Here is a 25,445-nt window from a genome sequence, read left to right as displayed (position 1 = left end):
GGCTTCACGGGTGGTACGGCACACAACAGGGCCACCGGAACACGAAGTGTCGTCGTCCGATGACCCTGGGTGCGATATCGGTGGTTCAACCGAGGCGGCGGACGGCCTCGGAGAAGAAGCGGCCCCGCTCGGGGTAGTCGGTGAACATGTCCATGGACGCGGCGGCCGGGGCGAGCAGCACCGTGTCACCCTCCCGGGCCAACGCGGCGGCCTCGCCGACCACCACGTCCATGACGGTGTGCTCGCGAGGAGCGTCGGCGGCGGGTCCCTCGACCTCCACCACCGGCACGTCCGGGGCGTGCTCGTCCAAGGCCTCCCGGATGCGCGCCCGGTCGGCGCCGATCAGCACCACGCCGCGCAATCGGGCGGCGGCCTCGGCGACCAGGTCGTCCACCTCGGCGCCCTTGAGCAGCCCGCCGGCCACCCACACCACGGACTCGTAGGAGTTCAGGGAGGCCGCGGCGGCGTGCGGGTTGGTGGCCTTGGAGTCGTCGACGTAGTCCACTCCCGCCACCTTGGCCACGTGGGCGATCCGGTGGGGTTCGGGGACGAACGCGTTCAGACCGGCGCGGATCGAGTCGGCGGTCACACCGATCGAGCGGGCCAGGGCCGCCGCGGCCAGGGCGTTGGCGACGTTGTGCGGGGCGGCCGGGCGGACGTCGCCCAGGGTCGCCAGTTCCTCGGCGCTGCTGTGGGGTTCGGCGACGAAGGCCCGGTCCACCAGCAGGTCCTCGACCACGCCCAGTTCACCCGCGCGCGGGGTGTCCAGGCGCAGGCCCACCAGCGGGGTGTGCGGGTCACCGTCCTCCTCGGCCAGGCGCACCGACCATTCGTCGGCGGTGTTGACCACGCGCACGGTGCCGCGGGCGAACACCTTGCCCTTGGCTCGGGCGTAGGGGTCGAGTCCGCCGTGCCAGTCCAGGTGGTCGGCGGCGATGTTGAGGACTGTGGCCGCGTGCGGGCGCGGGCTGTCGGCCCAGTGCAGCTGGAAGCTGGACAGTTCCACGGCCAGGACGTCGTACACGTGACCGTCGGCGTCCGGGCGGACCGCGTCGATGACGGGGGTGCCGACGTTGCCGACGGCGAGCGCGTCGCGGCCGTCCGCGCGCAGGATCGATTCGAGCATGCGCACGGTGGTGGTCTTGCCGTTGGTGCCGGTGATGGCCAGCCACACCTGGTCGGCGGGCTTGATCCGCCAGGCCAGTTCCACGTCGCCGATGACCTCCACGCCGGCCTCGGCGGCGCGGAGCAGCAGCGGCGAGTCGGGACGCCAGCCGGGTGAGGTGACGACCAGGTCGCAACCCTCGGGCAGGGGCGTGTCACCGAGGAGGACCCTCGCGCCCGCCTCGGTGAGTTCGGCGGCCACGGCGCGGGTGGTCTCGTCGTCACGGCCGTCGACGACGACCACCCGGGCCCCCTGCGCCAGGAGCGCCCTGGCGACGGGGGGACCGGAGACTCCGAGACCGGCGACACAGACCAACGCGCCCGCGAAGGGGTTCTCGCCTTCGGCGGGCGCGGTGGTCGGGGAGGTGGAAGAACGGTGGTGCGGCATGCCTCTAGCTTGGCATCCATTCGAGGTAGAACAGGCCGATCGCCACCGCCATGAACAGACCTTGGATGATCCAGAAACGGATCACGATGGTCGGTTCGGCCCAGCCCTTGAGCTCGAAGTGGTGCTGCAGTGGCGCCATGCGGAACACGCGTTTGCCGGTGAGGCGGAACGACGTGATCTGGATCATCACGGACAGGGTGATGATGACGAACAGTCCACCGATGATCAGCAGCAGGAGCTGGGTGCGGGTGGTGATGGCCAGACCCACGATGAGACCGCCCAGGGCCAGCGAACCGGTGTCGCCCATGAAGATCTTCGCCGGGGGCGCGTTGAACCACAGGAAGGCGATGCAGGAGCCGAGCACGGCGGAGGCCACGACGGCCAGGTCCAGGGGGTCGCGGACCGTGTAACAGCTGGAGGTGAGGGCCTCCACGCAGGACTGTCGCAGCTGCCAGTTGCCGATGATGACGTAGGCGGCCAGCGACAGGATGACCGCGCCGGTGGCCAGGCCGTCCAGACCGTCGGTGAGGTTCACCGCGTTGGAGAACCCGACGATGAGGAACAGCGCCCAGATGACGAACACGCCGATCATCAGCGGCGGTCCGAAGTCGCGCAGGAAGGACAGCTGGGGGGCGGCCGGGGTGTAGCCGTACCCGTTGGGGAACTGGGTGACGCCGTAGGCGAAGCCCACACCGATGACGGCCTGACCGACCATCTTGGCGCCACTGCGCAGACCCAGGCTGCGGCGCTTGTAGATCTTGATGAAGTCGTCGAGGAAGCCGACACAGCCCATGCCGACGAACAGGAACATCACCAGCAGACCGGAGGCCGTGGGCCCGGAGGCCGTCGGCTGGACGATCCACAGCACCAGGTGGGAGCCGAAGTAACCGATCACCGCACCGAGGATGATGACGATGCCGCCCATGGTGGGCGTGCCCTGCTTGGTCTTGTGACCCTCGGGTCCGTCGTCGCGGACCTCCTGTCCGAACTTGAACCGGTACAGGAGCTTGATGAGCGGCGGCATCAGCAGCATGGAGACGATCAGCGCGAGCGCCGCCGCGATGGTGATCCCGATCATTGGTCATCACCCTTGGTGATGAGGTCGATAACCCTTTCGAGCGCAGCCACGCGCGATCCCTTCACAATGACGACGTCTCCTGTGCGCATCCGCTCGCGCACCGCTTCGGCTGCCGCCTCGGCGTCGGGAACTCGGATGCTCTCACCGCTCCACCGGTCGGCGGCGCGTTCGGCACCGATGGCGATGCCCTCGGCCGCCTCCCCGACCACGACCAGGTGGTCCACGCCGATGTCGGCGACGAACTCGCCGATCTTCTCGTGTTCGGCGTCGCCCTCTTCCCCGAGCTCCGCCATATGGGCGAGCACGGCGATGGCGCGGCGTTCCCTGGCCAAGGAGGCCAGGGTGGTCAGCGCGGCCCGCATCGATTCGGGGTTGGCGTTGTAGGCGTCGTTGACGAGGGTGACACCGTCGTGTTCGGTGACCTCCATCCGCCAACGGCTGACCGGGGTGGCCGCGCCGAGGGCTGCGGCGATGTCTTCGATGTCCATGCCGAGCTCGTCGGCGACGGCGGCGGTGGCCAGGGCGTTGCTCACCTGGTGGGCGCCGACCAGTCCCAGTCGGACTCGGGTCGAGCGGCCGTTCAGGTGCAGCGTGAACGCCGGGGCTCCGCTGTCTTGGGTGGTGATGTCGGTGGCGCGCACGTGGGCGTCCTCGGCGGTGCCGTAGAGGACGACGCGCGCGTCGGTGCGGGAGGCCATGGCGCGGACCAGCGGGTCGTCGGCGTTGAGGACGGCCAGGCCGCCCGTGCCGCGCCGCTCGGAGCCGGCCGGGAGCGCCTCGACGAGTTCTCCCTTGGCCTTGGCGATGGCGTCGCGGCCACCGAATTCGCCCATGTGCGCGCTGCCGACGTTGAGCACCACGCCGATCCGGGGCGGGGCGACGCGGCACAGGTGGGCGATGTGCCCGATGCCGCGCGCGGCGACCTCCAGGATCAGGTGGCGGGTGTCGGTGTCGGCACGCAGCACCGTGAGCGGGTGGCCGATCTCGTTGTTGAAGGAGCCGGCCGGGGCCACGGTGGCCCCCATACGACCCACGACCTGGGCGATGAGGTCCTTGGTCGTGGTCTTGCCGGAGGAGCCGGTGACGCCGACGATCCGCGTCGTGGCGTCCTCGCGCGTCGGATCGCCGAGTTCACCGGCCACGTACCTGGCCAGACGGGCCAGGGCCGCTACGACCTCGTCGTCTCCGCCGTCCACCAGCAGGTGCGGTGCGGGGACCGGGCGCGAGGCCAGGACGGCGACCGCCCCGGCCGCCACCGCGGACTCGGCGAAGTCGTGTCCGTCGACCCTCTCTCCGTTGAGCGCGACGAAGAGCGCTCCGGACTCCACCAGTCGGGAGTCGATGACGACGGGGCCGTCGACGACGGCGTCCGGGGGCGCTGATCCGCCGATGGCGGTTTGGGTGATCTCAGCGATCCGATCGAGCGTGAGCGCGATCAAATCCACTCCTCAGGTCAGGCCCGGCCCACAGCGCCCCAAGGGCATTGGCCACCCGGCCTCGGGTTTCGGGTCAGGGGATGGCACCGCGGATACCGTGCGCGCGGTGCCACACCGGGCCACTGACGACCCGACGATGCCGGGTCATGGGCGCCACGTGGGGCGGCACTATCGGGCTGCGATTGCCGGACCTACCTTAGAACATGTTGGGGCGTCCGGGGTCCCGACGGGGCCCTGTGAACGCCAATATGCTCCACTTCGTGACCGCCAAGGGCCATACCGAGAGTGATACGCACACGTCAGGGCGCTCGATGTGACCGGGACACGGCCACAGGCCGTGTCCCGGTGAGTGGACGGCACCATTTTCGGCGCGTCTTCGGTGTGTCGGAGTGTCAGCCCTGGTCCGGTGCGCGGTGTACGTCCCGGAGGGCGTCCCCGAGCCGTTGCCCGGCCCGGATGCGCAGCGCGTCCTCGATGGCCCCGCGCAGCACCTCACGATCGTCGAAGGGCAGGACCTCGCCCTTGACGTACTGGCCGGTCTCGTGGCCCTTTCCGGCGACCACGACGACGTCGCCGGGGCCGGTGCGGGCCACGCCCAGACCGATCGCCTCGGCCCGGTCGAACTCCACGGTGACACGTGCCCGTCGATCCTCGGGGACCTTGGCGACCCCTTCGAGCATCGCCGTGGCGATCGTCACCGGGTCCTCGGTACGCGGGTTGTCGTTGGTGATGATCAGGTGGTCGGCCAGGCGCGCGGCGGCCTCGCCCATGAGCGGGCGTTTGGCCCGGTCACGGTCACCGCCACAGCCGACCACCATGGTGACCCGTCCCTCGGTGGTGGCGCGCAGGGCGCTCAGGACGGCTTCGATGGCGCCGGGTTTGTGCGAGTAGTCGACCAGCGCGGTGAAGTCCTGTGGCTGCGCCGCCTCGCGGGCCTCCACCTGTTCCATACGGCCCGGGACGCCGGGCGCCGCGGCGACTCCGGCGATGGCCGTCTCCATCGGAAGACCCGCCTCGACCAGACCGACGATGGCGGCCATGGCGTTGGAGACGTTGAAGGGTCCCGGTAGCGCCACGGACGCCTTGGCCTCCATGCCGCCGGGTCCGACGACGCGGAAGGTGCTGCCGGTGGCCCCCAGGTGGACGTCCACGGCGTTCCAGTCCGCTTCCATGGCGCTCTCGGGGTCGGCGTCGGAGAAGCCCTCCACGGCGAAGGTGGTGACGGGGACGTCCCCGCGTGGCTGCACCATGTCCACCAGTGCGCGACCGAAGCGGTCATCGACGTTGACCACCGCGATGTCGCAGTACTCGGGGGTGAACAGGAGCGCCTTGGTGTCGAAGTAGTCGCGCAGGTCCGAGTGGAAGTCCAGGTGGTCCTGGGACAGGTTGGTGAAGATCGCCACGTCGAAGCGGGCGCCACCGACCCGGCCCAGGGCGAGGGCGTGGCTGGAGACCTCCATGGCGGCGGCGGTGACGCCGCGTTCGGCCATGACGGCGAAGAGGCCGTGCAGGTCGGTGGCCTCCGGCGTGGTCAGGGAGGAGGCGACGCGTTCGTCGCCCACCCGCATCTCCACGGTGCCGATCAGGCCGGTGCTCATCCCGGCCTGGCGCATCCCGGACTCGATCAGGTAGCTGATCGTGGTCTTGCCGCTGGTGCCCGTGGTCCCGACCAGGAGCAGGTCGCGGGCGGGCTCGTCGAAGACCCAGGCGGCGACCGTGCCGAGCGCGGCGCGCGCGTCGGGGACCACGACCACGGGCAGGCCGGTCGCCACGGCCTCGTCGGCGCCGTCGGCGTCGGTCAGGATCGCGGCGGCCTCGGCGTCGGCCGCCTGCCGGGAGAACCGGGCGCCGTGGACGCGGGTTCCGGGCAGGGCGACGTACAGGTCGCCTTGGCCGACCTGTCGAGAGTCGTGGGTGATGCCGCGGACGTGGATCTCACGTGGAGGCATGTCCGCGGGCCGGTCCGGATCCAGGTCCGGGCGCAGCAGGGTGGTGTCCGGACCGAGCTTCGTCGCCAGGTCGGACAGTGGACGGAGTTTGGAGTGTTCAGGTCGCATTACCGGTGGCACGTCTGGAGATTAACGGCTGTGGGGGGCCGGTCGGTAATTTCCACGCTGGGCCGGTCCGCGTTTCCCCGGCAGGGGATGGTGTGGCCTTTCGTCCGGGTTGGGACAGGTGGGTCGAGAAGGGTGGTCACGTTGGCGAACCGGGCACTGGTGTTGGACGGCGGACTCGCGACGCGGTTGGAGGCCTACGGCCGTGACCTGGGAGATGGTCTGTGGTCGGCCCGACTGTTGGCGCGGGAGCCGGAACTGATCGCGCGGGTGCACCGCGACTACTTCGAGGCCGGCGCGGACGTGGCGATCGCCGCCGGCTATCAGGCGAGCGTCGACGGGTTCACCGCCCATGGGTACTCGCGCGCCGAGGCCTTGGGGTTGCTGGCGCGGTCGGTGGAACTGGCGGTGACCGAACGGGACGCGTTCGGCTCGGGTCTGGTGGCGGCGGGCGTGGGCCCCTATGGCGCGGCCCTGGCGGACGGGTCGGAGTACACCGGCGACTACGACCTGGACGAGGAGGGGCTGTACCGGTGGCACCGGGAGCGGTGGCGGGTGCTCACCGACTCCGGTGCGGATCTGGTGGCCTGCGAGACGCTGCCGTCGGCCGCCGAGGCCCGGGCACTGGCCCGCCTGGTGGCGGAGACTCCGGGGGTCCGTGCGTGGTTCTCCTTCTCGTGCGCCGACGACACTCGGATCGCCGATGGCACGCCGCTGCGCAAGGTGGCGGAGGGATTGGCGCCGTTGTACCGGCGGGGGCGGGTGGTGGCCGTGGGCGTGAACTGCGTTCCGCCGTCGAACGTGTCCGCCCTGGTGCGGGAGGTGGCCTCGGTGGGTCTGGCCTCGGTGGCCTACCCGAACTCGGGTGAGGTGTGGGACGCCCGACGCCGGACGTGGGCCGGTGCCACCGACATCGAGGGCTTCGCCGCGGCGGCGGCCGGTTGGTGCTCGGACGGCGCCGTGCTGGTGGGCGGTTGCTGCCGTACCGGCCCCGCCCACATCCGTGCCCTCCGCGAAGCCGTGGACGACCGCCACCCCGGCTAGGACGGCGTACCCCGGGGCGGGCCGGCAGGCGGCCCGCCCCGGGTGGTGCGCGTGTCAGCCGTCGGCGTCCTCGTCCTCCACCAGGCGGATGGCCGGGGCCTCCTCGTCGGTCGGGGGGACCTTGTAGGACTTCAGCGCGAAGGACATGATGTCGTTGAACACCGGGCCCGCCGCCTCACCGCCGTAGTAGGTGCCCTGCGGGTTGTGCAGCACCACCTGGACCACCAGTTCCGGGTCGTCCGCGGGGGCGAACCCGGCGAAGGTGGCCGTGTAGCCGCCCTCGTCGTAGCGGCCCGTCTCCGGGTCGATCCGGTTGGCGGTGCCGGTCTTGCCGGCCACCCGATAGCCGTCGATGCGGGCCTGCGGCGCGGTTCCCTCGTCACTGGTGACCGCCTCCAGCATCAGTTGGAGCTGTTCGGCGGTCTCCTCGCTGATCACCCGTTGACGGGCGGGCTCCTCGGCCTTGGTGAACTCGCCCTCCGGGTCGACCGTTCCCGAGACGAGCGTCGGTTCGACCCGCACTCCCCCGTTGGCCACGGTGGCGTAGACCGAGGCCATCTGCACGGCGTTGACCGACAGACCGTGTCCGATGGACACCGACGGCAGCTGGGTGCCCCACCAGTCGTCGGGATCGCTGAGCACACCGGCCTCCTCACCCGGCAGGGCCAGGCCCGTGGGCTGTCCCAGACCGAAGTTCGTCATGTAGCGGTGCAGGACCGAGGCGCCCACCTGATCGGCGATCTTGATCGTGCCCACGTTGCTGGACTGGGCCATGATCCCGTTGGTGGTCAGGCGCTGGGTGCCGTCGTTGCTGGAGTTGCGGAAGGTCTGGTCGTAGTACTGGAGCGCGTAGGGCACGGTGTAGACCGTCTCCGGGGTGGTCTTCTGCTCCTCCAGGGCGGCCGCCAAGGTGATGACCTTGTTGGTGCTGCCGGGCTCGAAGGTGGAGGCCACCGACCCGTTGCTCCGGTCCTCGGGCTCGGAGGAGGCGATGTCGGTCTGGTCGTAGGTGGGGAAGTCGGCCATGGCCAGGATCTCCCCCTCCTTGTTGGAGACCACGACGCTGCCCGCTTCGGCCTCCAGCTCCTCGACCCGGTTCGCCAACGCCTGTTGGGCGTACCACTGCAGGTCACGGTCCAGGGTCAGGCGTACGTCCTGACCGGCCTCGGGTTCGCGCACCAGACCGCCGGCCATGGGGATCTGGGTGCCGTCCTGGCCGACCTCGACCTGCCGCTTGCCGGCCTCACCGGCGAGCGTGGAGTCCATGTAGCCCTCCAGGCCTTCGAGGCCGTGCCCCTCGGCACCGACGAAACCGATCAGGTCGGAGGCACCGGTCTCGTCGGGGTAGACCCGGTTGTAGTCGACGTCGGCGCCCACTCCGCTCAAGCCGAGCTCCCTGAACTCCCCCCAGTCGCCGGGCGAGATGTCCTTCGCCACGATCTGGTAGCGGCTCGGCTTGGCGTCGACCTTGGCCGTCACGTCCTGCTCTTCCAGGTCGAAGCGGCTCACCAGTTCGTCGATGAGCCGGTCCCGTTCGTCCTCCGCGACCTCCTCGGGGTCGACGAAGACGTTGCGGACCTCCACCGACAGGGCGAAGGGGTTGCCTTCGGAGTCGGTGATCTGCCCGCGCAGGGTGGGGATGTCGATGGTCTGCATGCGCAGGTTCGCCGCGGCCTCGGCGTAGGTCTCGGCGTCGATCCCCTGGATCTGGGTGAGGCGTCCGGCGAACAGCATCAGGATCACCACGATGATGACCCCACCGGCCTTGATCCGCTTACGCGGGTCGCCGGCTCGGAAGGTACGACGCAGCAACGGTGGGGGCGGCGGCGGACTCGACCGACGGCGGGGGCGTTCCCCCCGCCGTACCGGACGGCCCGTGCCACCGGATCCGCCACCGGCCCGAGCCCGCCCGCTCTGGGCCGGCCGGTTCGGTCTCCTCTGTGAGCCCTTGTTCGGCCGCGACCCGGAGCGGCTGGTCGCTCCGGGTCGGCGGGGGTCACGTGGGCGTCGGTCCCGAGGCGTGCTCAATCATCGCTCCCAGCGTCCCCGGTGATCTCACCGTTGTCCAAGTCCAGGAAGAGCGGGGCCTCGCCCGGCTCCATCCCCATCTCCTCCGCCTCCTCCGCGATGCGGTCGGAGGTCTCCAGGTGGGCGACGGACTCCTGGAGCCGCTGTTCCTCGTAGGACATCTCGCGGTTCTCCGACTGCAGGCTGGTGATGGCGTAGGCCTCCTGCGCCACGAGACTGCGCAGCAGCAGCAGGCTGATGAGGGCCCCGCCCAACAGGCAGAGGATGAGTAGCACGAAGGGGATCTTCGGGGCGCGACTCGCCGCGGCTCCCCCCGTCGCGCGTGCCTTGGCGGCCGGCGCCTTGGTGCGCACCGAGCGTGGGGGCGCGGCGGTACGGGTGGTGGTCCCGGTGCGTCCGCGGTCCTTGCCGTTGCGGCGGGTGTCCGTCTTCGTGCCCATCTGTTCTCCCTACTGCCGCGACGGTTCGCGCACACGCTCGGCCGCCCGGAGCCGGGCTGACTGCGCGCGCGGATTGCGTTCGTTCTCTTCGTCCGTGGGGAGTTCGGCGCCCCTGGTGAGGAGCTTCAGTTCCGGTTGCCGGTCCGGGAGAGGGACCGGGAGGTCGGGAGGCGTGGTGTCGGTGGCCAGCGCGGCGAAGGCCTTCTTGGTCATCCGGTCTTCGAGGGAGTGGTAGGACAGCACCGCGATGCGTCCGCCCATGGCCAGCCGGGACAGGGCGGCGGGCAGGGTCTCCTTGAGGATGGACAGTTCGGCGTTGACCTCGATGCGTAGCCCCTGGAAGGCGCGCTTGGCGGGGTGCCCTCCGGTACGCCTGGTGGCGGCGGGGATGGACTCGCGGACCAGGTCGGCCAGTTCCCTGGTGGAGGTGATGCGGCCCTGCGCGCGGCGGCGTTCGATGGCCTTGGCCACGCGCGGCGCGAAGCGTTCCTCGCCGTAGTTGCGCAGGACACGGATGAGCTCACCGACGGGATAGTCGTTGACGACCTCTTCGGCGGTGAGTCCCTGGGTGCGGTCCATGCGCATGTCCAAGGGCGCGTCCTGGGCGTAGGCGAACCCGCGGTCGCTCTCGTCCAGCTGGGGTGAGGAGACCCCCAGGTCGAGCAGGACGGCGTCGGCCCGGTCGAACCCGGCCTCGTCCAGGGCCCGCGGGATCTCCGAGTAGACCGCGTGCACGAAGTGGGTGCGGTCGGCGAAGGGCTTCAGTCGTTCGGCGCTGCGCTCCAAAGCGGTGGTGTCGCGGTCCACACCGACCAGCCGCAGGTTCGGGCAGGCCTTGAGCAGTGCCTCGGAGTGGCCGCCCAGGCCGAGGGTGCCGTCGACGAGCACCGCGTCGGGGCGGGTGAGCGCCGGGGCGAGCAGTTCGACGATCCGGTCCAGCATCACCGGCACATGGGCCTGCGCGGTGTCACCGAGGTCGTCGTGGTCCTGTGACGCTTCGTCCCCGTCGGGACGGTCGTGCTTGCGGGTCTCCCCCATGCGGTGCTGTTCCTCCACGCTGTCGCGGTCTCCCCCTGAGTCCATGAGCGCGCCCCGGGGGCGCGTCACGGTGTCCTTCGCGTGGCCCGGCCGGGAGTCACCGGTGGGCCTCCGGACACGGCCGCTATTGTCCACCCTTCGGTGGGTCCAGCGTCCACGACCTGGCACCGGGGAAGTCGCGCCAGCTCGTGTCTCGTGTCCGGAGACCACCGCCGGTCCCGGCATTGCATGGACGTAGTGCCGTCCGCGCGGCGCAGAAAGGACCGCCCCGCTCACAGCACCCCGGGCAGCACCTCCTCTGAGAGTTGCGCGAACTCCTGCTCCTGTTCGGCCTCGTAGTCCGACCACGCCTGGGAGTCCCAGATCTCCAAACGCGTGTTGGCGCCGATGACGACGCACTCCCGGTCCAGGCCCGCGTACTCGCGCAGTTTCGGCGGGACGGTGACCCTGCCCTGCTTGTCGCAGTCCTGATCCGACGCGCCGGCGAAGAGAATCCGGCCGTAGTCGCGAACCGCCTTGGCGGTGACCGGTGCGGAGCTCAGGGCTGCGGTCAGACGAGCGAACTCGTCCGTCGGAAAGACATAGAGGCAGCGCTCCTGGCCCTTCGTGATCACCACACCCCCCGACAGTTCGTCGCGGTACTTCGCGGGAAGGAACAGCCGTCCCTTCTGATCGAGGCGAGGTGTGTGGGTGCCGAGGAACACACGCTCACCCCCTCACCCCCCGAGTGGAGAATTCACCCTCTCCACGCTGCTCCACCTTACTCCACTCTCCCCCACCGTCAACAGTTCAAATCGGCGCGCGGCACTGGAAGGATCGTTGAATGCGCAGGTCACAGCAGTGGTGTTCGGGTGGGGCGGCGGAGGGCCCGGGCGCCGCGGCGCCACCCCCGGCCGGCTCCTCGCATCCGCCCGGCTTCCCGGACCCCCGCTCCCACCGATGATCAGAAGCACCATTCCGGACCATGTGGAACATTGCTCCGCAGGTCCCCCATTCCACGGCCTATTTCGGCACTTTGGTTTGCTTAGGGCCTGATTGGGCCTAGCCTCGGATCGATACACCGAGGCATATGGAGCGAGAGGGGTCTCGTGTCACTCGGCACACAGCACGACGGTCACGGGGGTGACGTCCGAGAGGACGTGGACGCCGTCGCGACCGTGGCCGACCGCGTCCGCGACGCGATCGAGACGGTCATCGAAGGCAAACCCGACGTTCTGCGCATCACGCTGACCGTTCTGCTCGCCGAGGGCCACCTGCTCATCGAAGACGTCCCCGGCGTGGGCAAGACCATGCTGGCCAAAGCCCTGGGACGGGCGGTGGACTGTTCGGTCCAACGCGTCCAATTCACCCCGGACCTGCTGCCCAGCGACATCACGGGCGTCAGCGTCTACCACCAGGACCGCGGCGAGTTCGAGTTCAACCCGGGCCCGGTGTTCGCCAACATCGTCCTCGGCGACGAGATCAACCGGGCCTCGCCCAAGACCCAGTCGGCCCTGCTGGAGTGCATGGCCGAACGACAGGTCAGCGTGGACGGCGAGACCCGCGCCCTGGAGCGCCCCTTCATGGTGGTGGCCACCCAGAACCCCTCGGACATGGAGGGCACCTACGCCCTGCCCGAGGCGCAGCGGGACCGGTTCATGGCCCGCGTCTCGGTCGGGTACCCCTCGCCGCAGGCCGAACTCGACATGATCGACTCCCACGGGTCACGCTCCCCGTTGGAGGACCTGGCCCCCGTCACCAACGCCGCCGAGATCCGGGACCTGGTCGAACGGGTCCAGCACGTCCACGTCGCCCCCGGCATGCGCCGCTACGTCGTCGACCTGGTCAACTCCACCCGTACCGCGCCCGAACTCAAGCTCGGCGCCTCCCCCCGCGCGACCCTGCACCTGGTGCGCGCGGCCCGCGCCCACGCCGCCTTGGAGGGCCGCCACTACGTGGTGCCCGACGACGTGCAGACGTTGGCCGTGCCCGTCCTGGCCCACCGGCTCCTGCCCGGACCCGAGGCCCATATGGAACGCCTCAGTCCCGAACAGATCGTGGCCAAGCTGGTCGCTCGACTTCCCGTGCCCGGACCCCGCTGACCCTTACGGCAGCGCCCGATCCCACCCAGAGACGGACGATGCGCCCGCAACGCACCCTCACCGCCCGTGGCGGCCTGATGCTGTTCTTCGGAGCGGTCGCGCTCGCGAGCGGTCTCGTCGTCGGTCAACGCGAGATCGTCGGTGTCGGACTGCTCCTGATCCTGGTGCCGGCGATCGGCGCGCTCACGCTCATCGGAGCGTCCGCGCGCATCGTCGAAAGCCGTGACCTGCGCCCTCGCCGGATCCCCGCGGGCACCGAGGCCCAGGTCCTGGTCCGCGTCGGCAACGGCTCCCCCGTCTGGCCGGTGGGCTGGGTCCGTCTCCAGGACGCCCTGCCGGTCCGACTCGGTCACGAACCCCGTTTCACCGTCGGCTTCCTGGGGCCACGCGCCGTCAGCGACATCACCTACCTGGTGCGTCCGCCCGTTCGCGGTCGCTACCCGGTGGGGCCCTTGTGGGTGAGCGTGCTCGACGCGCTGGGTTGTGTTCGCGTGACCCGTTCCCTGGGCTCACCCACCCCCTTGTTGGTCACGCCCCGCTTCGTACCCCTGCCCGAGCGGGGCCCCACCGACGGCTCACCCGGGGAGGACGCCCCCCGGCGGTCGGTGACCGGTGTCGGCGAGCAGGACCCGATCCCCCGGGCCTACCGCCACGGCGACGATCTGCGCCGGGTGCACTGGCGTTCCACCGCCAAGCACGGCGAACTGATGGTGCGCCGGGACGAACAGCACCGGCGCGAACACAGCACCCTGTTACTCGACACCCGCGTCGACGCCCATGCCGGCGACGGCCCGCGCGACTCCCTGGAGACGGCGGTGAGCGTGGCCGCGTCGGTGGCCCTGCACGTGCTCGAACACGGGCACGAACTGCGCTTCCACACCGATCGCGGCCCTCTGGCCACCGAACACGCCACCGGTGTGTTGGACGGACTCGCCGTGGTGGAGGCCTCCGACACCTCCCGACTCGGCGGTGGCGTCGCCGAACTGGAGGGAGTGCGCGGGACCTCGGCCGGGCTGGTCGTCGCGGTCCTGGGCGCCCTGGACACCGAAGACGCCGTCGCCCTGTCCCGAGTCGGCGGTTCCGCGACACGGGTGGCGGTGTTGTGCGTCAACGCCGCCTGGCCCGACGCCGAGGCCCCGCGACGAGTGGGCGACCTGCTGTCCGCCAACGGCTGGCGGGTCCTCCCCGTCGCCGAGCCCGCCGAACTTCCCGCCCTGTGGCACGGCGCCGTCTCTCCCGCCGCCGCGGCGACACCGAACCCCTGGGAGGGCCCGCGTTGAGAGCGTTGATGCCCCTGGCCACCCTGGTCACGATGCTGGCCTCACTCCCCCTGTTGAGCGGCCTGGTCCGCGGCGACGCGTGGTGGGTGCCGGCCGCCGTGCTCATGACGGTGGTCGCGCTCGTCTCCACGGCGTACCGGTCGCTGGTGGGCGGGGCCTTCGCCGTGCCCTTCCTCCAGCTGTTCGCGGTGTCGCTGCTGTACGCGCCGCTGTTCGCTCCCGAGACCACCGTTCTGGGTTTCCTGCCCACACTGGACACGCTCGACCACACCGGGGCCCTGTTCGTAGAGGGCCTGCACACCGTCAGCACCAACACCCCTCCGGTATCGCCCACGCCGGGGCTCACCGTGATCATCGCCATGGTGTTCATGGTGTTCACGATGACCGCGGACTTCCTCGCCGTGACCACCCGCTGCCCCGGCATGGTCGGTGGCCTGTTGCTCTCGCTGCTGGTGGTGCCGCTGTTCGTGGACGACGCCGGGATGTCCTGGGGTCCGGCCGCGATCACCGCGATCGGCTTCCTCGCCCTGTTGGCGGTGGACATGTGGGCCCGTTCCCACGAGTGGGGGACGCGTGTCTCCACCGGGCGCGGGCCCGGCGCGCCCCCCGACGGCGTGGTCGGTCGCGTGGGTCTGGCCGCCGCCGTCTCGGTGGTGGCGGTCGCCCTCGCCCTGTCGCTGCCGCAGGCCCTGCCCTCGCTGCGCACCGATGCCCTCTACACGCTGGCCGAGAGCGGGATCGCGGCCAACGACTCGGTGACCACCACCCACCCGATGGTGTCCCTGCGCCGGGACCTGGGGGCCGACTCCGACCGCACCGTGCTGACCTACCGGACCGACGACGAGGAACCCGAGTACCTGCGCACCTTCGCCCTCGACGAGTTCGACGGTGAGAACTGGACGATGACGCCGGTGCACGCGGGTCGGGACAGCGGGGTCGACGGTACGCTGCCCACTCCCCCGGGCCTGGCGGTCGAACCCGACGAGGACGGGCTCGTCACCACACGGATCTCCCTGGACTCCGACACCCCACCGATGGACTTCCTTCCACTGCCCTACCCGGCCCGCTCGGTGGAGATCGCCGGGGACTGGTACGTGGACGAGAGCAGCCTGATGGTGTTCACCACCGAGACCCCGCCCAGCGGCTACAACTTCGTGGTGACCTCCGCGGAGAACCGGCCCGGGGCGCGCGAGCTGGACACCGCCGGGCCGCCGCGTTCCCTGACCGACGACCGGCTTCACCTACCGCAGGACCTGGACGAGCGGGTGCAAGAGCTCACCGACACCCTCGTCGAGGGCGCCGACTCCGACTACGAGAGCGCCCTGGCCCTGCAGGAGTTCTTCGTCGACGGGGACTTCACCTATGACCTGAGTCCACCGCCGGTACCCGAGGGCACCGACCCGCTCACCCACTTCCTCTTCGAGGACCGGATCGGCTACTGCGAGCAGTACGCCGGCGCGATGGCGGTCATGGCCAGACAGGCCGGGATCCCCGCCCGGGTCGCGGTGGGCTACACCGCGGGCAAGCCCAGCGGTGAGGACCGGTGGACGGTGGCGGCGAGCGACGCCCACGCCTGGCCCGAGCTGTACTTCGAGGGGTCGGGCTGGGTGCGGTTCGAGCCCACCCCGGCCGACCCCGACGGCGGGCAGGGCACCGCCTCCCGGCCGGACTACAGCGCCGGGGTGGACGAACTGCCGGACAACGTCGCCCCCGAACCGAACACCGAGGACGAGCCCGAGGCCGAGGCGTCACCCGAGGAGGAGCCCTCCACCACCCCGGAGGCGAGCGAGTCCCCGGACGAGGGGTCGGACGCGGCCGCCGACGGGTTGGACGAGACCGGCGCGGTGAGCGGTGGCCAGGGTCCGTCCGGGTGGCCGGTCGCGCTCCTGGTCGGCCTGTTGGTGTTGTCGGCGGCGGCACTGCCCGCGCTGGTCCGCGCACTCCTGCGCCGGGCACGCCGGTCCGCGGTGACCACCGGTGGGCCGGCGGCCGCGCACACCGCCTGGCGGGAGTTGCGCGACACCTGTCTGGATCTGGGGATGACCTGGGACCTGACCGAGAGTCCGCGAAGTACCGCCGCGCGACTGGCCACCATGGGCGAGAGGGGGCTCGGGGAGGAGGCCGGGGGCGCCCTGTGGCGGTTGGCCCTGGCCGAGGAGGGTGCTCGATACGCCCCCGAACCGCGGCCCGTTCAGGGGCTTCAGGGTGACCTGGTCACCGTCGTGGCGGCGCTGTCCGGGTCGGTCACGACCGGTCGGCGGTGGCGTGCGGTGCTGGCGCCACGATCCTTGGCACCCTGGCGTCGGCCCCGGGTCGAGGCGGAGCCGGTCCCCGGCCTGGTCTGACCCGCCCGCCCTGAGGCCCACACGGCTTTCAGGGCCATACGAAGGGCCCATACACGTAGGTGGGGCCCGTGGACGACCACCATCGGTCCTCCACGGGCCCCACCTACGTGAAACCTCTTGTGTTCGGGGAACACCCGGCCCCGGGGCGGAACGGATCCCGCCGATCGGTCACCGGTCGTCTACTGGTCGTCGCCCTCTTGGCGGCGTCGCCAACGCTCCTCGAACCGGTTCATCATCCCGGGCCGCTTATCGCCTTTGCGGCGTTTGGGCTCGGGTTCCTCGGCCGCCATCTCGGCACCGCCTCCGGACGCCTTGCGCCATGCGTTGGCCCCCATGAGGAAGGAGGCCAGCATCAAGACGAAACCGAGGACACTGATGCTCACCGGCAACACCATGGAGGTGTCGGGGTTGCTCAGCAGCAGTCCCAGAAGCAGCAGCACGATACCGGTGATGAAACCGGCCCCGGCCCTGATGATCCAGCGCTTGTAATGCACCGAGGGGTTCGTCTGCCGAACGGTGTTGGCGAACTTCGGGTCCTCGGCGTACAGCGCCCGCTCGATCTGGTCGAGCATGCGCTGCTCGTGTTCAGAGAGCGGCACGGCGCCTCCCTACGGCAGTCCCCGGTTGGGGTGACGGGTACTGATGAACTGTCTCTTGCTCGGTGGTATGCCCAGAATACGGGGCGCTAGCGCCTGATGGAAAGAAAAGCTGCGTGTGTACCTGGCCCACCACAGCCACGATACCCTCGCCCTCTTGAGGAAACACCGGCTTCCATGCCTCTCTTCTTACCCTGCACTCCGGTTCTACTCTTACAACGCTCAGAGGGCCCCGGAAGTTGCCGTATCATACGTCGTTTTCGTCACGTTTGGCCAACACTGCCGACTGTATCGCGCCCGGCCCGAAACGTGCCGTCACACGGTCCATAACCCGTTCAACGTCACGCCAACCGGTGTCCTCCTCTCCCAGTGCCAACTGTCGGTGGTTCTGTCCCTCGGCGATCACGCCCTCCACCCGCACACCCACCAACCTCAGTGGGACGCCCTTGAGCCCCGAGGCGGCGTGGAGTTCACGCGCCACCGTGCTGATCTCCCGGGCCACGTCGGTGGCCTCGGGAAGGGTGCGCGAGCGGGTGACGGTGGAGAAGTCAGCCCGACGGAGTTTCAGGCTCACCGTGCGCCCCATCTGGCCGGAGGCGCGCAACCGGCGCGCCACCTTCTCGGAGAGGCGCAGCAGTTCGCGATCGATCGTCTGGGGGTCGTCGACGTCCTCCGCGAAGGTCTCCTCCGCGCCGAGGCTCTTGTCCGGTGTGTCCGGCACCACGGGGCTGGGGTCCCGGCCACGCGCCAGTTCGGTCAGGCGGGTGCCGGCCTTGTCTCCCAGCTCCATCCGCAGCAGTTCGGGATCGGTGCGGGCCAGGGCTCCTACGGTGCGCAGCCCCAGCCGGCCCAGCACACGTTCGGTCTTGTCTCCCACACCCGGCAGGGCGCCCACCGGCAACGGGTCCAGGAAACCCTGAACGGTGTCGGTGGGCACCACCAACATCCCGTCGGGCTTGCAGTGGGTGGAGCCGAGCTTGGCCACGAAACGGGTGGCCGCCACCCCCACCGAACAGGTCAGGCGCTGCTCGCGACGGACCCGTTCCCGGATCATCGCCGCGATGCGGGCGGGACCGCCCAGCCGTCGACGGGCACCGGACACGTCCAGGAAGGCCTCGTCCAAGGACAGCGGCTGCACCAGCGGCGTGACCGAACGCAGGATGTCCATGACGGCCTCGGAGGCCTGCCGGTACGCCTTGCCATCGGGTGGGAAGACCAGGGCCTGCGGGCACAAACGCATCGCCTGGGCCATGGGCATGGCCGAGTGCACGCCGTGACGGCGGGCGATGTAGTCGGCGGAGGAGACGACGCTGCGCGGCCCGGTACCGCCCACGATCACCGGTCGGCCGCGCGCCTGGGGACGGCGCAACTGTTCGACGCTGGCGAAGAACGCGTCCATGTCCAGGTGCAGGATGTCGCAGTCGGAGTCGGGACCGGAGCCGTCCAGGGGGAAACCCGAGTCGAGGGGCACGATGGCGTCACGGGTCACCACTCCCCGCAACGCGGCCCCACGCTCCAGTTGACGTCGGCTCATGCGTCCAGGTTATGTGCTGCCCCGGACCGACCCGTCCGGGCCCGGGAACTTCGTCGCCCCGCCGACCCGGACGTGATCCGGTCGAGCGGGGCGACGGTGTCGTACATGCGAGGGCCGCTCAGGCCCGGTGCGCGATGACGTGCAGCTGGGTGGCGATACCGAGCAGCTCCGGGTGGTCCGCGGCGGCCTTCTCCAGCTCCACCAGGTGCTGGCCGGCCTGCGCGTCCCCCTCCCAGGCGTGCCCGGGAAGGACGTCGGCGAACACCCGTACCCCACGGATGCTCTCACCGGTCAGACCGGTCCGGGCGATGAGTTCCAAGAGCTGCTGACGGGTGAAACGTCGTGGCATCGGGTCGGCCTCGCCCCACCGGCCGTCGGCGTCCGACAGCAGGTGGTGGGCCTCGCTGATCCGCCCGGCCAGGGCGCGGTGCAGGGCCCCGGCGACCGCGTTGGTAGCCAGCAGGCTCACCGCGCCTCCGGGCCGGGTGATCCCCACGACGTCGGCCAGCGCGGCGGCCGGTTCGTCGACGTATTCCAGGACGTTGTGCACCAGCACCAGGTCGGCGCCGCCCTCGGGGAACAGGGACGCCAGGTCCCGGGTCTCCCCCTGGACCCCGCGCACCGTCACACCGCTCTCCGCCGCTCGGCGTTCCAGGGCGGCGAGCGAGTCCGGGCTGGGTTCGACGACGGTCACCCGGTGACCCAACTCGGCGAGCGGGACGGCGGCTCCCCCGGTGCCCCCGCCCGCGTCGACGATCTCCAGGGGACCGTCCTCGGACAGGCGGGCCAGCAGCCGGGACAGCGCGTCCCACACCACCGCGGTCCGTGCGGCGTTGGCCGCGCGCGCCGGGCCGGTCAAACCGCTCACTCCGAAACCACCGGTGGCGGTCTCGGACGTGCCCCTGCTGTCAGTCACCTGTTCCCTCATTCAGCTCGTGGCCCCTCACCCGAAGCGCCGGCGGGCGTCGTCGCCGGTAGGGCGCCTCAGAGCGAGAGCGTGGACTTGTTCTCCATCAGCCTAGACAGAAGTCCGCTGATGAAGTTGGGCGAATCGTCGGTGGACAGCTCCTTGGCCACACCGACCGCCTCGGCGATCGCCACGCCGTCGGGGATGTCGTCGGCCCACAGCAGCTCGAAGGCGCCCATCCGCAGGATGTTGCGGTCGACCACCGGCATGCGCTCCAGGGTCCACCCGATGGCGTACTCGTTGAGGAGCTCGTCGATACGCTCACGTCGTTCGTCGACGGAGCGGGCGAGCCGCTCGGTGAACTCGTTGATCGGCGGCTCGGGCTGGGCCAGGCGACGCTTGATGACGTCTTCGACCGTCGTGCCGCGCACCTCGGCCTCATAGAGGACCTCTACCGCGCGCCTACGTGCCTTGCGCCGTGCACCACTCATCAGTTGACACGCCCGAGGTAGTCACCGGTGCGGGTGTCGACCTTGACCCGCTCGCCCGTGGTGACGAACAGGGGCACCTGGATGGTGGCGCCGGTCTGCACCGTGGCGGGCTTGGTGCCGCCGGTGGAGCGGTCACCCTGGACGCCCGGGTCGGTCTGGGTGATCTCCAGCTCGACGGCGGCGGGCATCTCGATGTACAGCGGGTTGCCCTCGTGGGTGGCGACCGTGACCTTGGTGTTCTCCAGCAGGAAGCCCTTGGCGTCGCCGACGACGGCCTCGGGGACCGGGAGCTGGTCGAAGGTCTGGTTGTCCATGAAGATGAAGGAATCACCGTCGTGGTACAGGTACTCCATGTCGCTGCGGTCCACGTTGGCGAACTCGACCTTGATGCCGGCGTTGAAGGTCTTGTCGACGGTCTTGCCGGTGAGGACGTTCTTCAGCTTGGTACGGACGAACGCGCCGCCCTTGCCCGGCTTGACGTGCTGGAACTCGATGACATTCCAGAGGACGCCGCCGTCGAGTCGAAGGGTGGAGCCGTTCTTGATGTCGTTCGTCGTGGCCACTTCGGTCGTCTCTCCAAGAGGTTTGACACGTCGGAAACCGGACATGGCGGCCCGGTCGATGATCGGTGTGACGAGGCGTGGGGCCCGTTACCGTGCTGTTTCACGGCCCATGGACGCTCCCCGCCTTCCCTTCGCAGTCTAGTGGAAACGCGGCGCGCCGGTGTCGCCCGAGATCAAGCGGTAGGCCTCGTCGAGCAGCTCGGGGGCGGGGCCGGCGAGGATCGCCGGGGTGGCCAGGCCGTCCAGGACCACGAACCGCAGGGTGTTGCCACGGGCCTTCTTGTCCACGCTCATGGTGGCGCGCAGCGCCTCCCAGGACTGGGCCGTGTAGGAGGTGGGCAGGCCCACCGAGGCCAGGACGTCGCGGTGGCGGCGGACCAGTGCCTGGTCGACTCGCCCGTCCAGACGGGCCAGTTCGGCGGCGAAGACCATGCCGATCGCGACGGCGTAGCCGTGCCGGAAGGTGTAGTTCTCGGCGCGCTCGATGGCGTGCCCGAGGGTGTGGCCGTAGTTGAGGACCTCCCGGAGCCCGCTCTCCTTGAGGTCACCGGAGACCACGTCGCCCTTGAAGCGGATGGCGCGCTCGATGAGCTCCCGGGTGTGCTCGCCGCCGGGGGTGGTGGCGCCCTCGGGGTCGGCCTCGATCAGCTCGCAGATGACGGGGTCGTCGATGAACCCGGCCTTGATGATCTCCGCGAGGCCTCCGATGTAGTCGGCCTTGGGCAGGCCCTCCAAGGTGGTGAGGTCGCACAGGACCCCCGCCGGCGGGTGGAAGGCGCCGACGAGGTTCTTGCCCTCGGGGGTGTTGATGCCGGTCTTGCCGCCCACGGCGGCGTCGACCATGCCCAGCAGCGTGGTGGGAACCAGCACCGAACGCACCCCGCGCAGCCAGCTCGCGGCGACGAATCCGGCCAGGTCGGTGGCGGCGCCACCGCCCACGCCGACCACGGCGTCGCTGCGGGTGAAGTTGAACGAGCCCAGCCTGGACCACAGGTCGGTGGCGACGGCGGCGGTCTTGGCGGCCTCGCCGTCCGGCACGGGCATCGGGCGGACGGTGTATCCACCGGCCTCCAGCGCGGTGACCACGCCTTGGGCGATGCCGGTGAGGCCCTCCGGGTGGATGACGGCGACCTGCGCGGCGCCCTCCACCAGTCCGGGCAGCTCGTTCAGGAGGTTCTCTCCGACCAGCACGTCGTAGCGTCCGGCGGGGTCGCCCACACCGATGCGGGTCACGCTCACTGGTCGGCCTTTCCGGGCAGGGAGGAGACGATGGTGTCCACGATCTCCTCGGGGTGCAGGTCCGTGGTCGGCACCGTCACCGAGGCCAGACCCTCGTAGACGGGCAGGCGCTCGTTGAGGAGCTTGCGCAGCTGTGTGCGTGGATTGCCGGACAGCAGGGGGCGGGCCACGTCCATGCCCACGCGCTTGGCGGCCTCACCGAAGTCGACCTGCAGGTAGACCACGTGGTGTTCGGCCAGGTCCTTGCGGGTCTCCTGGTCCAGGACGGCGCCGCCACCGACCGCGATGACGCCCTCCCAGGCCCGCAGCCCCTCCGCGACGACCTCGCGTTCCAAGGCGCGGAAGTGCTCCTCGCCGTCCTCGATGAAGATGTCGCCGATGGGCTTGCCCGCGCGCTTCTCGATCTCGGTGTCGGTGCACAACAGGTCCGAGTCCAGGCGGCGGGCCAACGCCTCGCCGACGGTGGACTTGCCCGAACCGGGCGAACCGATGAGGACCGCGATCGCTCTTGCCACGCTCTGCCTACCTATCGGGGGTCACGTCCTCCCACGAGCGTGGGAGGGGAAGTCGCTGCCGTTCGTCCTCTTGTCTAGCAGAAAGCCCCCGGCGGCGAGTACGAACGGTGTCGAGGGCCGGCCCGCCCTTCGGGGAGGGGCGGGCCGGGTCGGTCCTCTAGCGGATCGTCAACGAGTCCAGGTAGCTCTGGAGGTTGCGGGCGGTCTCGGGGACCGAGTCGCCGCCGAACTTCTCGATGGCCGCCTCCGCGATGACCAGGGCCACCATCGCCTCGGCGACCACGCCGGCGGCCGGGACCGCGGTGACGTCGCTGCGCTGGTGGTTGGCCTTGGTGGGCTCGCGGGTCTCGATGTCGATGGTGTCCAACGCGTTGGGCACGGTGGCGATGGGCTTCATCGCGGCGCGCACACGCAGCGGGTCACCGGTGGACATGCCGCCCTCGACGCCACCGGCGCGGTTGGTGCGACGGCGCACACCGTCGGGGCCGGGCTCGATCTCGTCGTGGGCCTCGGAACCGCGGCGGGCCGCGGTGCGGAAACCGTCACCGACCTCCACGCCCTTGATCGCCTGGATGCCCATGAGGGCACCGGCCAGGCGGGAGTCCAGACGACGGTCCCAGTGCACGTGGCTGCCCAGGCCGGGCGGCAGGCCGTAGGCCAGCACCTCGACGACTCCGCCCAGGGTGTCCCCGGACTTCTTGGTGTCGTCGACCTCCTCGACCATGCGGGCGCTGGTGGCGGCGTCGAAGCAGCGCAGCGGGTCCTCGTCGATCGCGGCGAGGTCTCGCGGGCCGGGTTCGGGCGTGCCCTCGGGTACGGCCACGGGTCCCATGGAGACCACGTGGCTGAGGATCTCGATGCCGAGCGCCTGGTGGCAGAACCGTCGAGCGACCTCCCCGACGGCCACGCGCGCCGCGGTCTCGCGGGCGCTGGCCCGTTCGAGGATGGGGCGGGACTCGGTGTGCCCGTACTTCTGCATGCCCACGAGGTCGGCGTGACCGGGACGGGGCCGGGTCAGCGGGGCGTTACGCGCCAGGCTCTCCAGTTCCTCCGCGGGAACCGGGTCCGGCGACATCACCTTCTCCCACTTGGGCCACTCGGTGTTCCCGACCTCGATGGCGACCGGTCCCCCCTGGGTACGGCCGTGTCGGATGCCTCCGATGACGGAGACCTGGTCTTTCTCGAACTTCATCCGGGCGCCTCGACCGTACCCGGCGCGGCGTCGGAGCAGCGCGGCGGCGATGTCGTCAGAGGTGACGGACACGCCGGCCGGGAGGCCCTCCAAAATCGCGACGAGTGCCGGTCCGTGGGACTCCCCCGCGGTCAGCCAACGCAACATGTGCACGATCCTCCCACGAACCATGACCCGAGGTCGCACTCGGGATGGGGATTAAGGCAGGAGTGGTCGGCCCGCGAGGACGGTGGCGAGGGTGGCGGCGATCATGAACGGTCCGAGCGGCAGGGGGTCTGAGCGACCGGCTCTGCGCAGCAGCAACAGGATCAGGCCGACCACGGCGAAGGCGGAGAAGGCCCAGAACACGCCGACCAGCGCGCCGACCGGTCCCGCGGCCCAGCCGGTGTACAACCCGGTCAGTCCGGACAATTTGACGTCGCCGAAGCCGAGCCCGCGCGGGTGGACCCGCCACAGGCTCCAGTACAGGACCGTGATGAGCACCATTCCGACCAGGGCCTGGGCGCCGCGCTGCAGGTCCGGGCCGCTGGGCGGCAGCAGCACGGAGGCGGCCAGCAGCAGCCCGGCCATGGGGTAGGCGGGGGCGACGACGGCGTCCGGCAGTCGCATCACCCGCAGGTCGATGGCGGACAACAGGGTGCCCAGGGCGGCGAACCACAGGACCGCCGCGAGACCGAACAGGGACCAGTCCTGTAGGTGATGGGGGAAGACCGCGCCGATCAGGGCGAATAGGACGGCGGTGGCGATGGCGGCCGGTGCGTGCGGGTCCACTCCCCGTTCACACCAGGGGCAGCGTCCGAGGCGTCGGAAGTCGCGGGCGGCCACGGCCGGTAGGCCACGTACGAACGACAGTTCGGTGTGGCAGTGCGGACATCGTGGTGGCGGCGGGCCGGTGTCCTGCTCCTCCAGCGCGCCTTCTTCGGCGACGGCCCCCGGTATGGCACCGTCCTGACCTGGAGGGCCCACGGACGCGGGACGGATCGGTTCGGTATGGGGGCGGGCCGGTCCGAACAGGTGCACCAATCGACCGGTGGCGCGCCCGACGAGCAGACCGACCAGGCCCAGTGAGAGGGCGGCGGGGATCGACCAGGGCGTCAGGGTGAGGCTCAGCACCAAGGGGGTGGACATGATCGGAAACTACCCGCCCCGGAGCCGGGATCACAGTGCCTCGGCGAGCCTGTGGACGACCCTGGAGGGGACGGAACGGGTCCGTCCCCGCTCACCCCGCTCACTCCTCGTCGCGTTGGGCGCGCACCACGGCGCTGAGTTCGATCCCGCCCGGCAGCACGTGTTCGAGCTCGGTGGACAGTCGTTCCGCGACCCGGCGCAGCGACTCGTCGTCGCGTTCGTCCAGTTCGAGGCGGATGCCGATGTCGCCGCGTTCGGAGGAGTGGATGCGTACGCGCTCGATGCCGAACTCCGCGTGCGTCACCCGGTAGATCAGGGCCAACACCTGGGGGTCGTCCTTGGGTTCGGGGACGGTGCCCTGTTCGGCGAGCATGGTGAGGAAGCGGCCCTGGATGGTGTGGGGCACCGGGCCGGACACGTCCAGGACGAGCGCGTCGGCGTTCTCCTCCAGGGTGGCCTGGCAGGCGTCCTGGGCGGTGAACGGAACGGGGCGGGCGTCGGGGCGCCAGCGTCGGACGGCGTCCACGGAGGTGAAGGCGAGTACTCCCCGGCGACCGTCCTTGCCGGTCATGATGGGGATCGCGACCTCGCTGTTCTTGTCCTTGGTGAGGCCGCCCACTCCCTCTTCGATCTCGGTGGCCACGGCCACGACCGGGATGAGCACTCGGGAGTCGCTGAGCGCGGCCAGGACTTGGCGGTCGCCGATCTTGCCGGCGGCGTGGTCGCGCAGCCGGGCCTCGACTACCGGGTCGGCGCTGCCGTCGTCGTCGCGGAAGTTCTGGGCGCCGATGATGGATGGTCTGCTCACGGGTTCCGACTCTACCTGGGACGCGTGTCCGTCATGGGAACGCTTCTCGGACAGAACGATGTGACCTCTCCCCTCCTCCGGCCGCGGACGGCCACC

The 25,445-nt window shown here is 70.4% G+C and carries 22 protein-coding genes; 4 read left to right on the top strand and 18 right to left on the bottom strand.

Translation table 11 applies throughout. The annotated features are described in order from the left end of the window. Positions 1-85: 85 nt before the first annotated feature. The 4 genes from murD to ABZ717_RS09215 form a co-directional block, all read right to left on the bottom strand. A complete protein-coding gene (gene murD, locus ABZ717_RS09230; protein WP_358507583.1) occupies positions 86-1,552 on the bottom strand; it encodes a UDP-N-acetylmuramoyl-L-alanine--D-glutamate ligase in 1,467 nt (488 codons plus the stop codon). 4 nt (positions 1,553-1,556) lie between these two features. Next, a complete protein-coding gene (gene mraY, locus ABZ717_RS09225) occupies positions 1,557-2,630 on the bottom strand; it encodes a phospho-N-acetylmuramoyl-pentapeptide-transferase (protein ID WP_358507582.1) in 1,074 nt (357 codons plus the stop codon). Then, the gene (gene murF / locus ABZ717_RS09220; protein WP_358507580.1) at positions 2,627-4,069 is read right to left on the bottom strand and encodes a UDP-N-acetylmuramoyl-tripeptide--D-alanyl-D-alanine ligase; all 1,443 of its coding nucleotides are present in this window, start codon (positions 4,067-4,069) and stop codon (positions 2,627-2,629) included. Before murF ends, mraY begins: the two co-directional genes overlap by 4 nt. A 389-nt stretch (positions 4,070-4,458) precedes the next feature. Next, positions 4,459-6,123, bottom strand: coding sequence for a UDP-N-acetylmuramoyl-L-alanyl-D-glutamate--2,6-diaminopimelate ligase (locus ABZ717_RS09215; protein WP_358507578.1), 1,665 nt, complete (start codon positions 6,121-6,123; stop codon positions 4,459-4,461). 141 nt (positions 6,124-6,264) lie between these two features. Here ABZ717_RS09215 and mmuM point away from each other — a divergent pair, with 141 nt between their 5' ends. Beyond that, a complete protein-coding gene (mmuM, locus tag ABZ717_RS09210) occupies positions 6,265-7,164 on the top strand; it encodes a homocysteine S-methyltransferase (RefSeq protein WP_358507576.1) in 900 nt (299 codons plus the stop codon). A 54-nt stretch (positions 7,165-7,218) separates the two neighbouring features. On the opposite strand, the gene ABZ717_RS09205 is transcribed toward mmuM, so the two are convergent. The 4 genes from ABZ717_RS09205 to mraZ form a co-directional block, all read right to left on the bottom strand. After that, positions 7,219-9,192, bottom strand: coding sequence for a penicillin-binding protein 2 (locus tag ABZ717_RS09205; protein ID WP_358507574.1), 1,974 nt, complete (start codon positions 9,190-9,192; stop codon positions 7,219-7,221). After that, positions 9,189-9,632 carry a hypothetical protein gene (locus tag ABZ717_RS09200; protein ID WP_358507572.1) on the bottom strand — a complete coding sequence of 148 codons (444 nt, stop codon included), beginning with the start codon at positions 9,630-9,632 and terminating at the stop codon, positions 9,189-9,191. The genes ABZ717_RS09205 and ABZ717_RS09200 overlap by 4 nt, the downstream gene beginning before the upstream one ends. Positions 9,633-9,641: 9 nt before the next feature. Further along, complete coding sequence (rsmH, locus tag ABZ717_RS09195; RefSeq protein ID WP_358507637.1) at positions 9,642-10,670, bottom strand: 16S rRNA (cytosine(1402)-N(4))-methyltransferase RsmH; 1,029 nt, start codon at positions 10,668-10,670, stop codon at positions 9,642-9,644. 272 nt (positions 10,671-10,942) lie between these two features. Then, complete coding sequence (gene mraZ / locus ABZ717_RS09190) at positions 10,943-11,374, bottom strand: division/cell wall cluster transcriptional repressor MraZ (protein WP_358507570.1); 432 nt, start codon at positions 11,372-11,374, stop codon at positions 10,943-10,945. Between the two features lie 384 nt (positions 11,375-11,758). Here mraZ and ABZ717_RS09185 point away from each other — a divergent pair, with 384 nt between their 5' ends. From ABZ717_RS09185 to ABZ717_RS09175, 3 genes are read left to right on the top strand one after another with little or no spacing between them, the layout of a single operon-like run. After that, positions 11,759-12,751, top strand: a complete 993-nt coding sequence (locus ABZ717_RS09185) for a MoxR family ATPase (protein WP_358507568.1) — start codon at positions 11,759-11,761, stop codon at positions 12,749-12,751. Positions 12,752-12,789: 38 nt separating this feature from the next. Further along, the gene (locus ABZ717_RS09180; protein ID WP_358507566.1) at positions 12,790-14,031 is read left to right on the top strand and encodes a DUF58 domain-containing protein; all 1,242 of its coding nucleotides are present in this window, start codon (positions 12,790-12,792) and stop codon (positions 14,029-14,031) included. An 8-nt stretch (positions 14,032-14,039) separates the two neighbouring features. Then, the gene (locus tag ABZ717_RS09175; RefSeq protein ID WP_358507635.1) at positions 14,040-16,376 is read left to right on the top strand and encodes a DUF3488 and transglutaminase-like domain-containing protein; all 2,337 of its coding nucleotides are present in this window, start codon (positions 14,040-14,042) and stop codon (positions 16,374-16,376) included. Between the two features lie 179 nt (positions 16,377-16,555). Here the strand turns inward: ABZ717_RS09175 and ABZ717_RS09170 are convergent, their stop codons facing one another. The 10 genes from ABZ717_RS09170 to ABZ717_RS09125 form a co-directional block, all read right to left on the bottom strand. Further along, the gene (locus tag ABZ717_RS09170) at positions 16,556-16,975 is read right to left on the bottom strand and encodes a DUF3040 domain-containing protein (protein ID WP_358507564.1); all 420 of its coding nucleotides are present in this window, start codon (positions 16,973-16,975) and stop codon (positions 16,556-16,558) included. A 244-nt stretch (positions 16,976-17,219) separates the two neighbouring features. Then, positions 17,220-18,506, bottom strand: a complete 1,287-nt coding sequence (locus tag ABZ717_RS09165) for a DNA polymerase IV (RefSeq protein ID WP_358507562.1) — start codon at positions 18,504-18,506, stop codon at positions 17,220-17,222. A 118-nt stretch (positions 18,507-18,624) separates the two neighbouring features. Further along, complete coding sequence (locus tag ABZ717_RS09160; protein ID WP_358507560.1) at positions 18,625-19,422, bottom strand: methyltransferase domain-containing protein; 798 nt, start codon at positions 19,420-19,422, stop codon at positions 18,625-18,627. Positions 19,423-19,490: 68 nt separating this feature from the next. Next, entirely contained in the window at positions 19,491-19,904 is a 414-nt protein-coding gene (nusB, locus tag ABZ717_RS09155; RefSeq protein ID WP_358507558.1) for a transcription antitermination factor NusB, read from the bottom strand. Next, a complete protein-coding gene (efp, locus tag ABZ717_RS09150) occupies positions 19,904-20,467 on the bottom strand; it encodes an elongation factor P (RefSeq protein WP_358507556.1) in 564 nt (187 codons plus the stop codon). The genes nusB and efp overlap by 1 nt, the downstream gene beginning before the upstream one ends. A gap of 138 nt (positions 20,468-20,605) precedes the next feature. Next, complete coding sequence (aroB, locus tag ABZ717_RS09145; protein WP_358507554.1) at positions 20,606-21,706, bottom strand: 3-dehydroquinate synthase; 1,101 nt, start codon at positions 21,704-21,706, stop codon at positions 20,606-20,608. Further along, on the bottom strand, positions 21,703-22,221 hold the full coding sequence (locus ABZ717_RS09140) for a shikimate kinase (RefSeq protein ID WP_358507552.1): 519 nt from the start codon (positions 22,219-22,221) through the stop codon (positions 21,703-21,705). Before ABZ717_RS09140 ends, aroB begins: the two co-directional genes overlap by 4 nt. A gap of 157 nt (positions 22,222-22,378) precedes the next feature. Then, complete coding sequence (gene aroC / locus ABZ717_RS09135) at positions 22,379-23,560, bottom strand: chorismate synthase (protein WP_358507550.1); 1,182 nt, start codon at positions 23,558-23,560, stop codon at positions 22,379-22,381. Positions 23,561-23,611: 51 nt separating this feature from the next. Beyond that, positions 23,612-24,541 carry an A24 family peptidase gene (locus ABZ717_RS09130; protein WP_358507548.1) on the bottom strand — a complete coding sequence of 310 codons (930 nt, stop codon included), beginning with the start codon at positions 24,539-24,541 and terminating at the stop codon, positions 23,612-23,614. A 100-nt stretch (positions 24,542-24,641) separates the two neighbouring features. Continuing rightward, entirely contained in the window at positions 24,642-25,349 is a 708-nt protein-coding gene (locus ABZ717_RS09125) for an SseB family protein (RefSeq protein WP_358507546.1), read from the bottom strand. Between the last annotated feature and the right edge of the window lie 96 nt (positions 25,350-25,445).

The organism is Nocardiopsis sp. NPDC006832, from assembly GCF_040635885.1.
Classification (GTDB): domain Bacteria; phylum Actinomycetota; class Actinomycetes; order Streptosporangiales; family Streptosporangiaceae; genus Nocardiopsis.
The sequence above is the reverse complement of the archived record's forward strand: the minus strand, read 5'-3'. Positions and strand labels throughout refer to the sequence as shown.

Bases quoted from the DNA above. Each gene is read 5' to 3' on its own strand.
- murD (WP_358507583.1), bottom strand. From the start codon at position 1,552: ATGCCGCACCACCGTTCTTCCACCTCCCCGACCACCGCGCCCGCCGAA.
- mraY (WP_358507582.1), bottom strand. From the start codon at position 2,630: ATGATCGGGATCACCATCGCGGCGGCGCTCGCGCTGATCGTCTCCATG.
- ABZ717_RS09215 (WP_358507578.1), bottom strand. From the start codon at position 6,123: ATGCGACCTGAACACTCCAAACTCCGTCCACTGTCCGACCTGGCGACG.
- ABZ717_RS09200 (WP_358507572.1), bottom strand. From the start codon at position 9,632: ATGGGCACGAAGACGGACACCCGCCGCAACGGCAAGGACCGCGGACGC.
- rsmH (WP_358507637.1), bottom strand. From the start codon at position 10,670: ATGGGGGAGACCCGCAAGCACGACCGTCCCGACGGGGACGAAGCGTCA.
- ABZ717_RS09180 (WP_358507566.1), top strand. From the start codon at position 12,790: ATGCGCCCGCAACGCACCCTCACCGCCCGTGGCGGCCTGATGCTGTTC.
- ABZ717_RS09175 (WP_358507635.1), top strand. From the start codon at position 14,040: ATGCCCCTGGCCACCCTGGTCACGATGCTGGCCTCACTCCCCCTGTTG.
- ABZ717_RS09165 (WP_358507562.1), bottom strand. From the start codon at position 18,506: ATGAGCCGACGTCAACTGGAGCGTGGGGCCGCGTTGCGGGGAGTGGTG.
- nusB (WP_358507558.1), bottom strand. From the start codon at position 19,904: ATGAGTGGTGCACGGCGCAAGGCACGTAGGCGCGCGGTAGAGGTCCTC.
- aroC (WP_358507550.1), bottom strand. From the start codon at position 23,560: ATGTTGCGTTGGCTGACCGCGGGGGAGTCCCACGGACCGGCACTCGTC.
- ABZ717_RS09130 (WP_358507548.1), bottom strand. From the start codon at position 24,541: ATGTCCACCCCCTTGGTGCTGAGCCTCACCCTGACGCCCTGGTCGATC.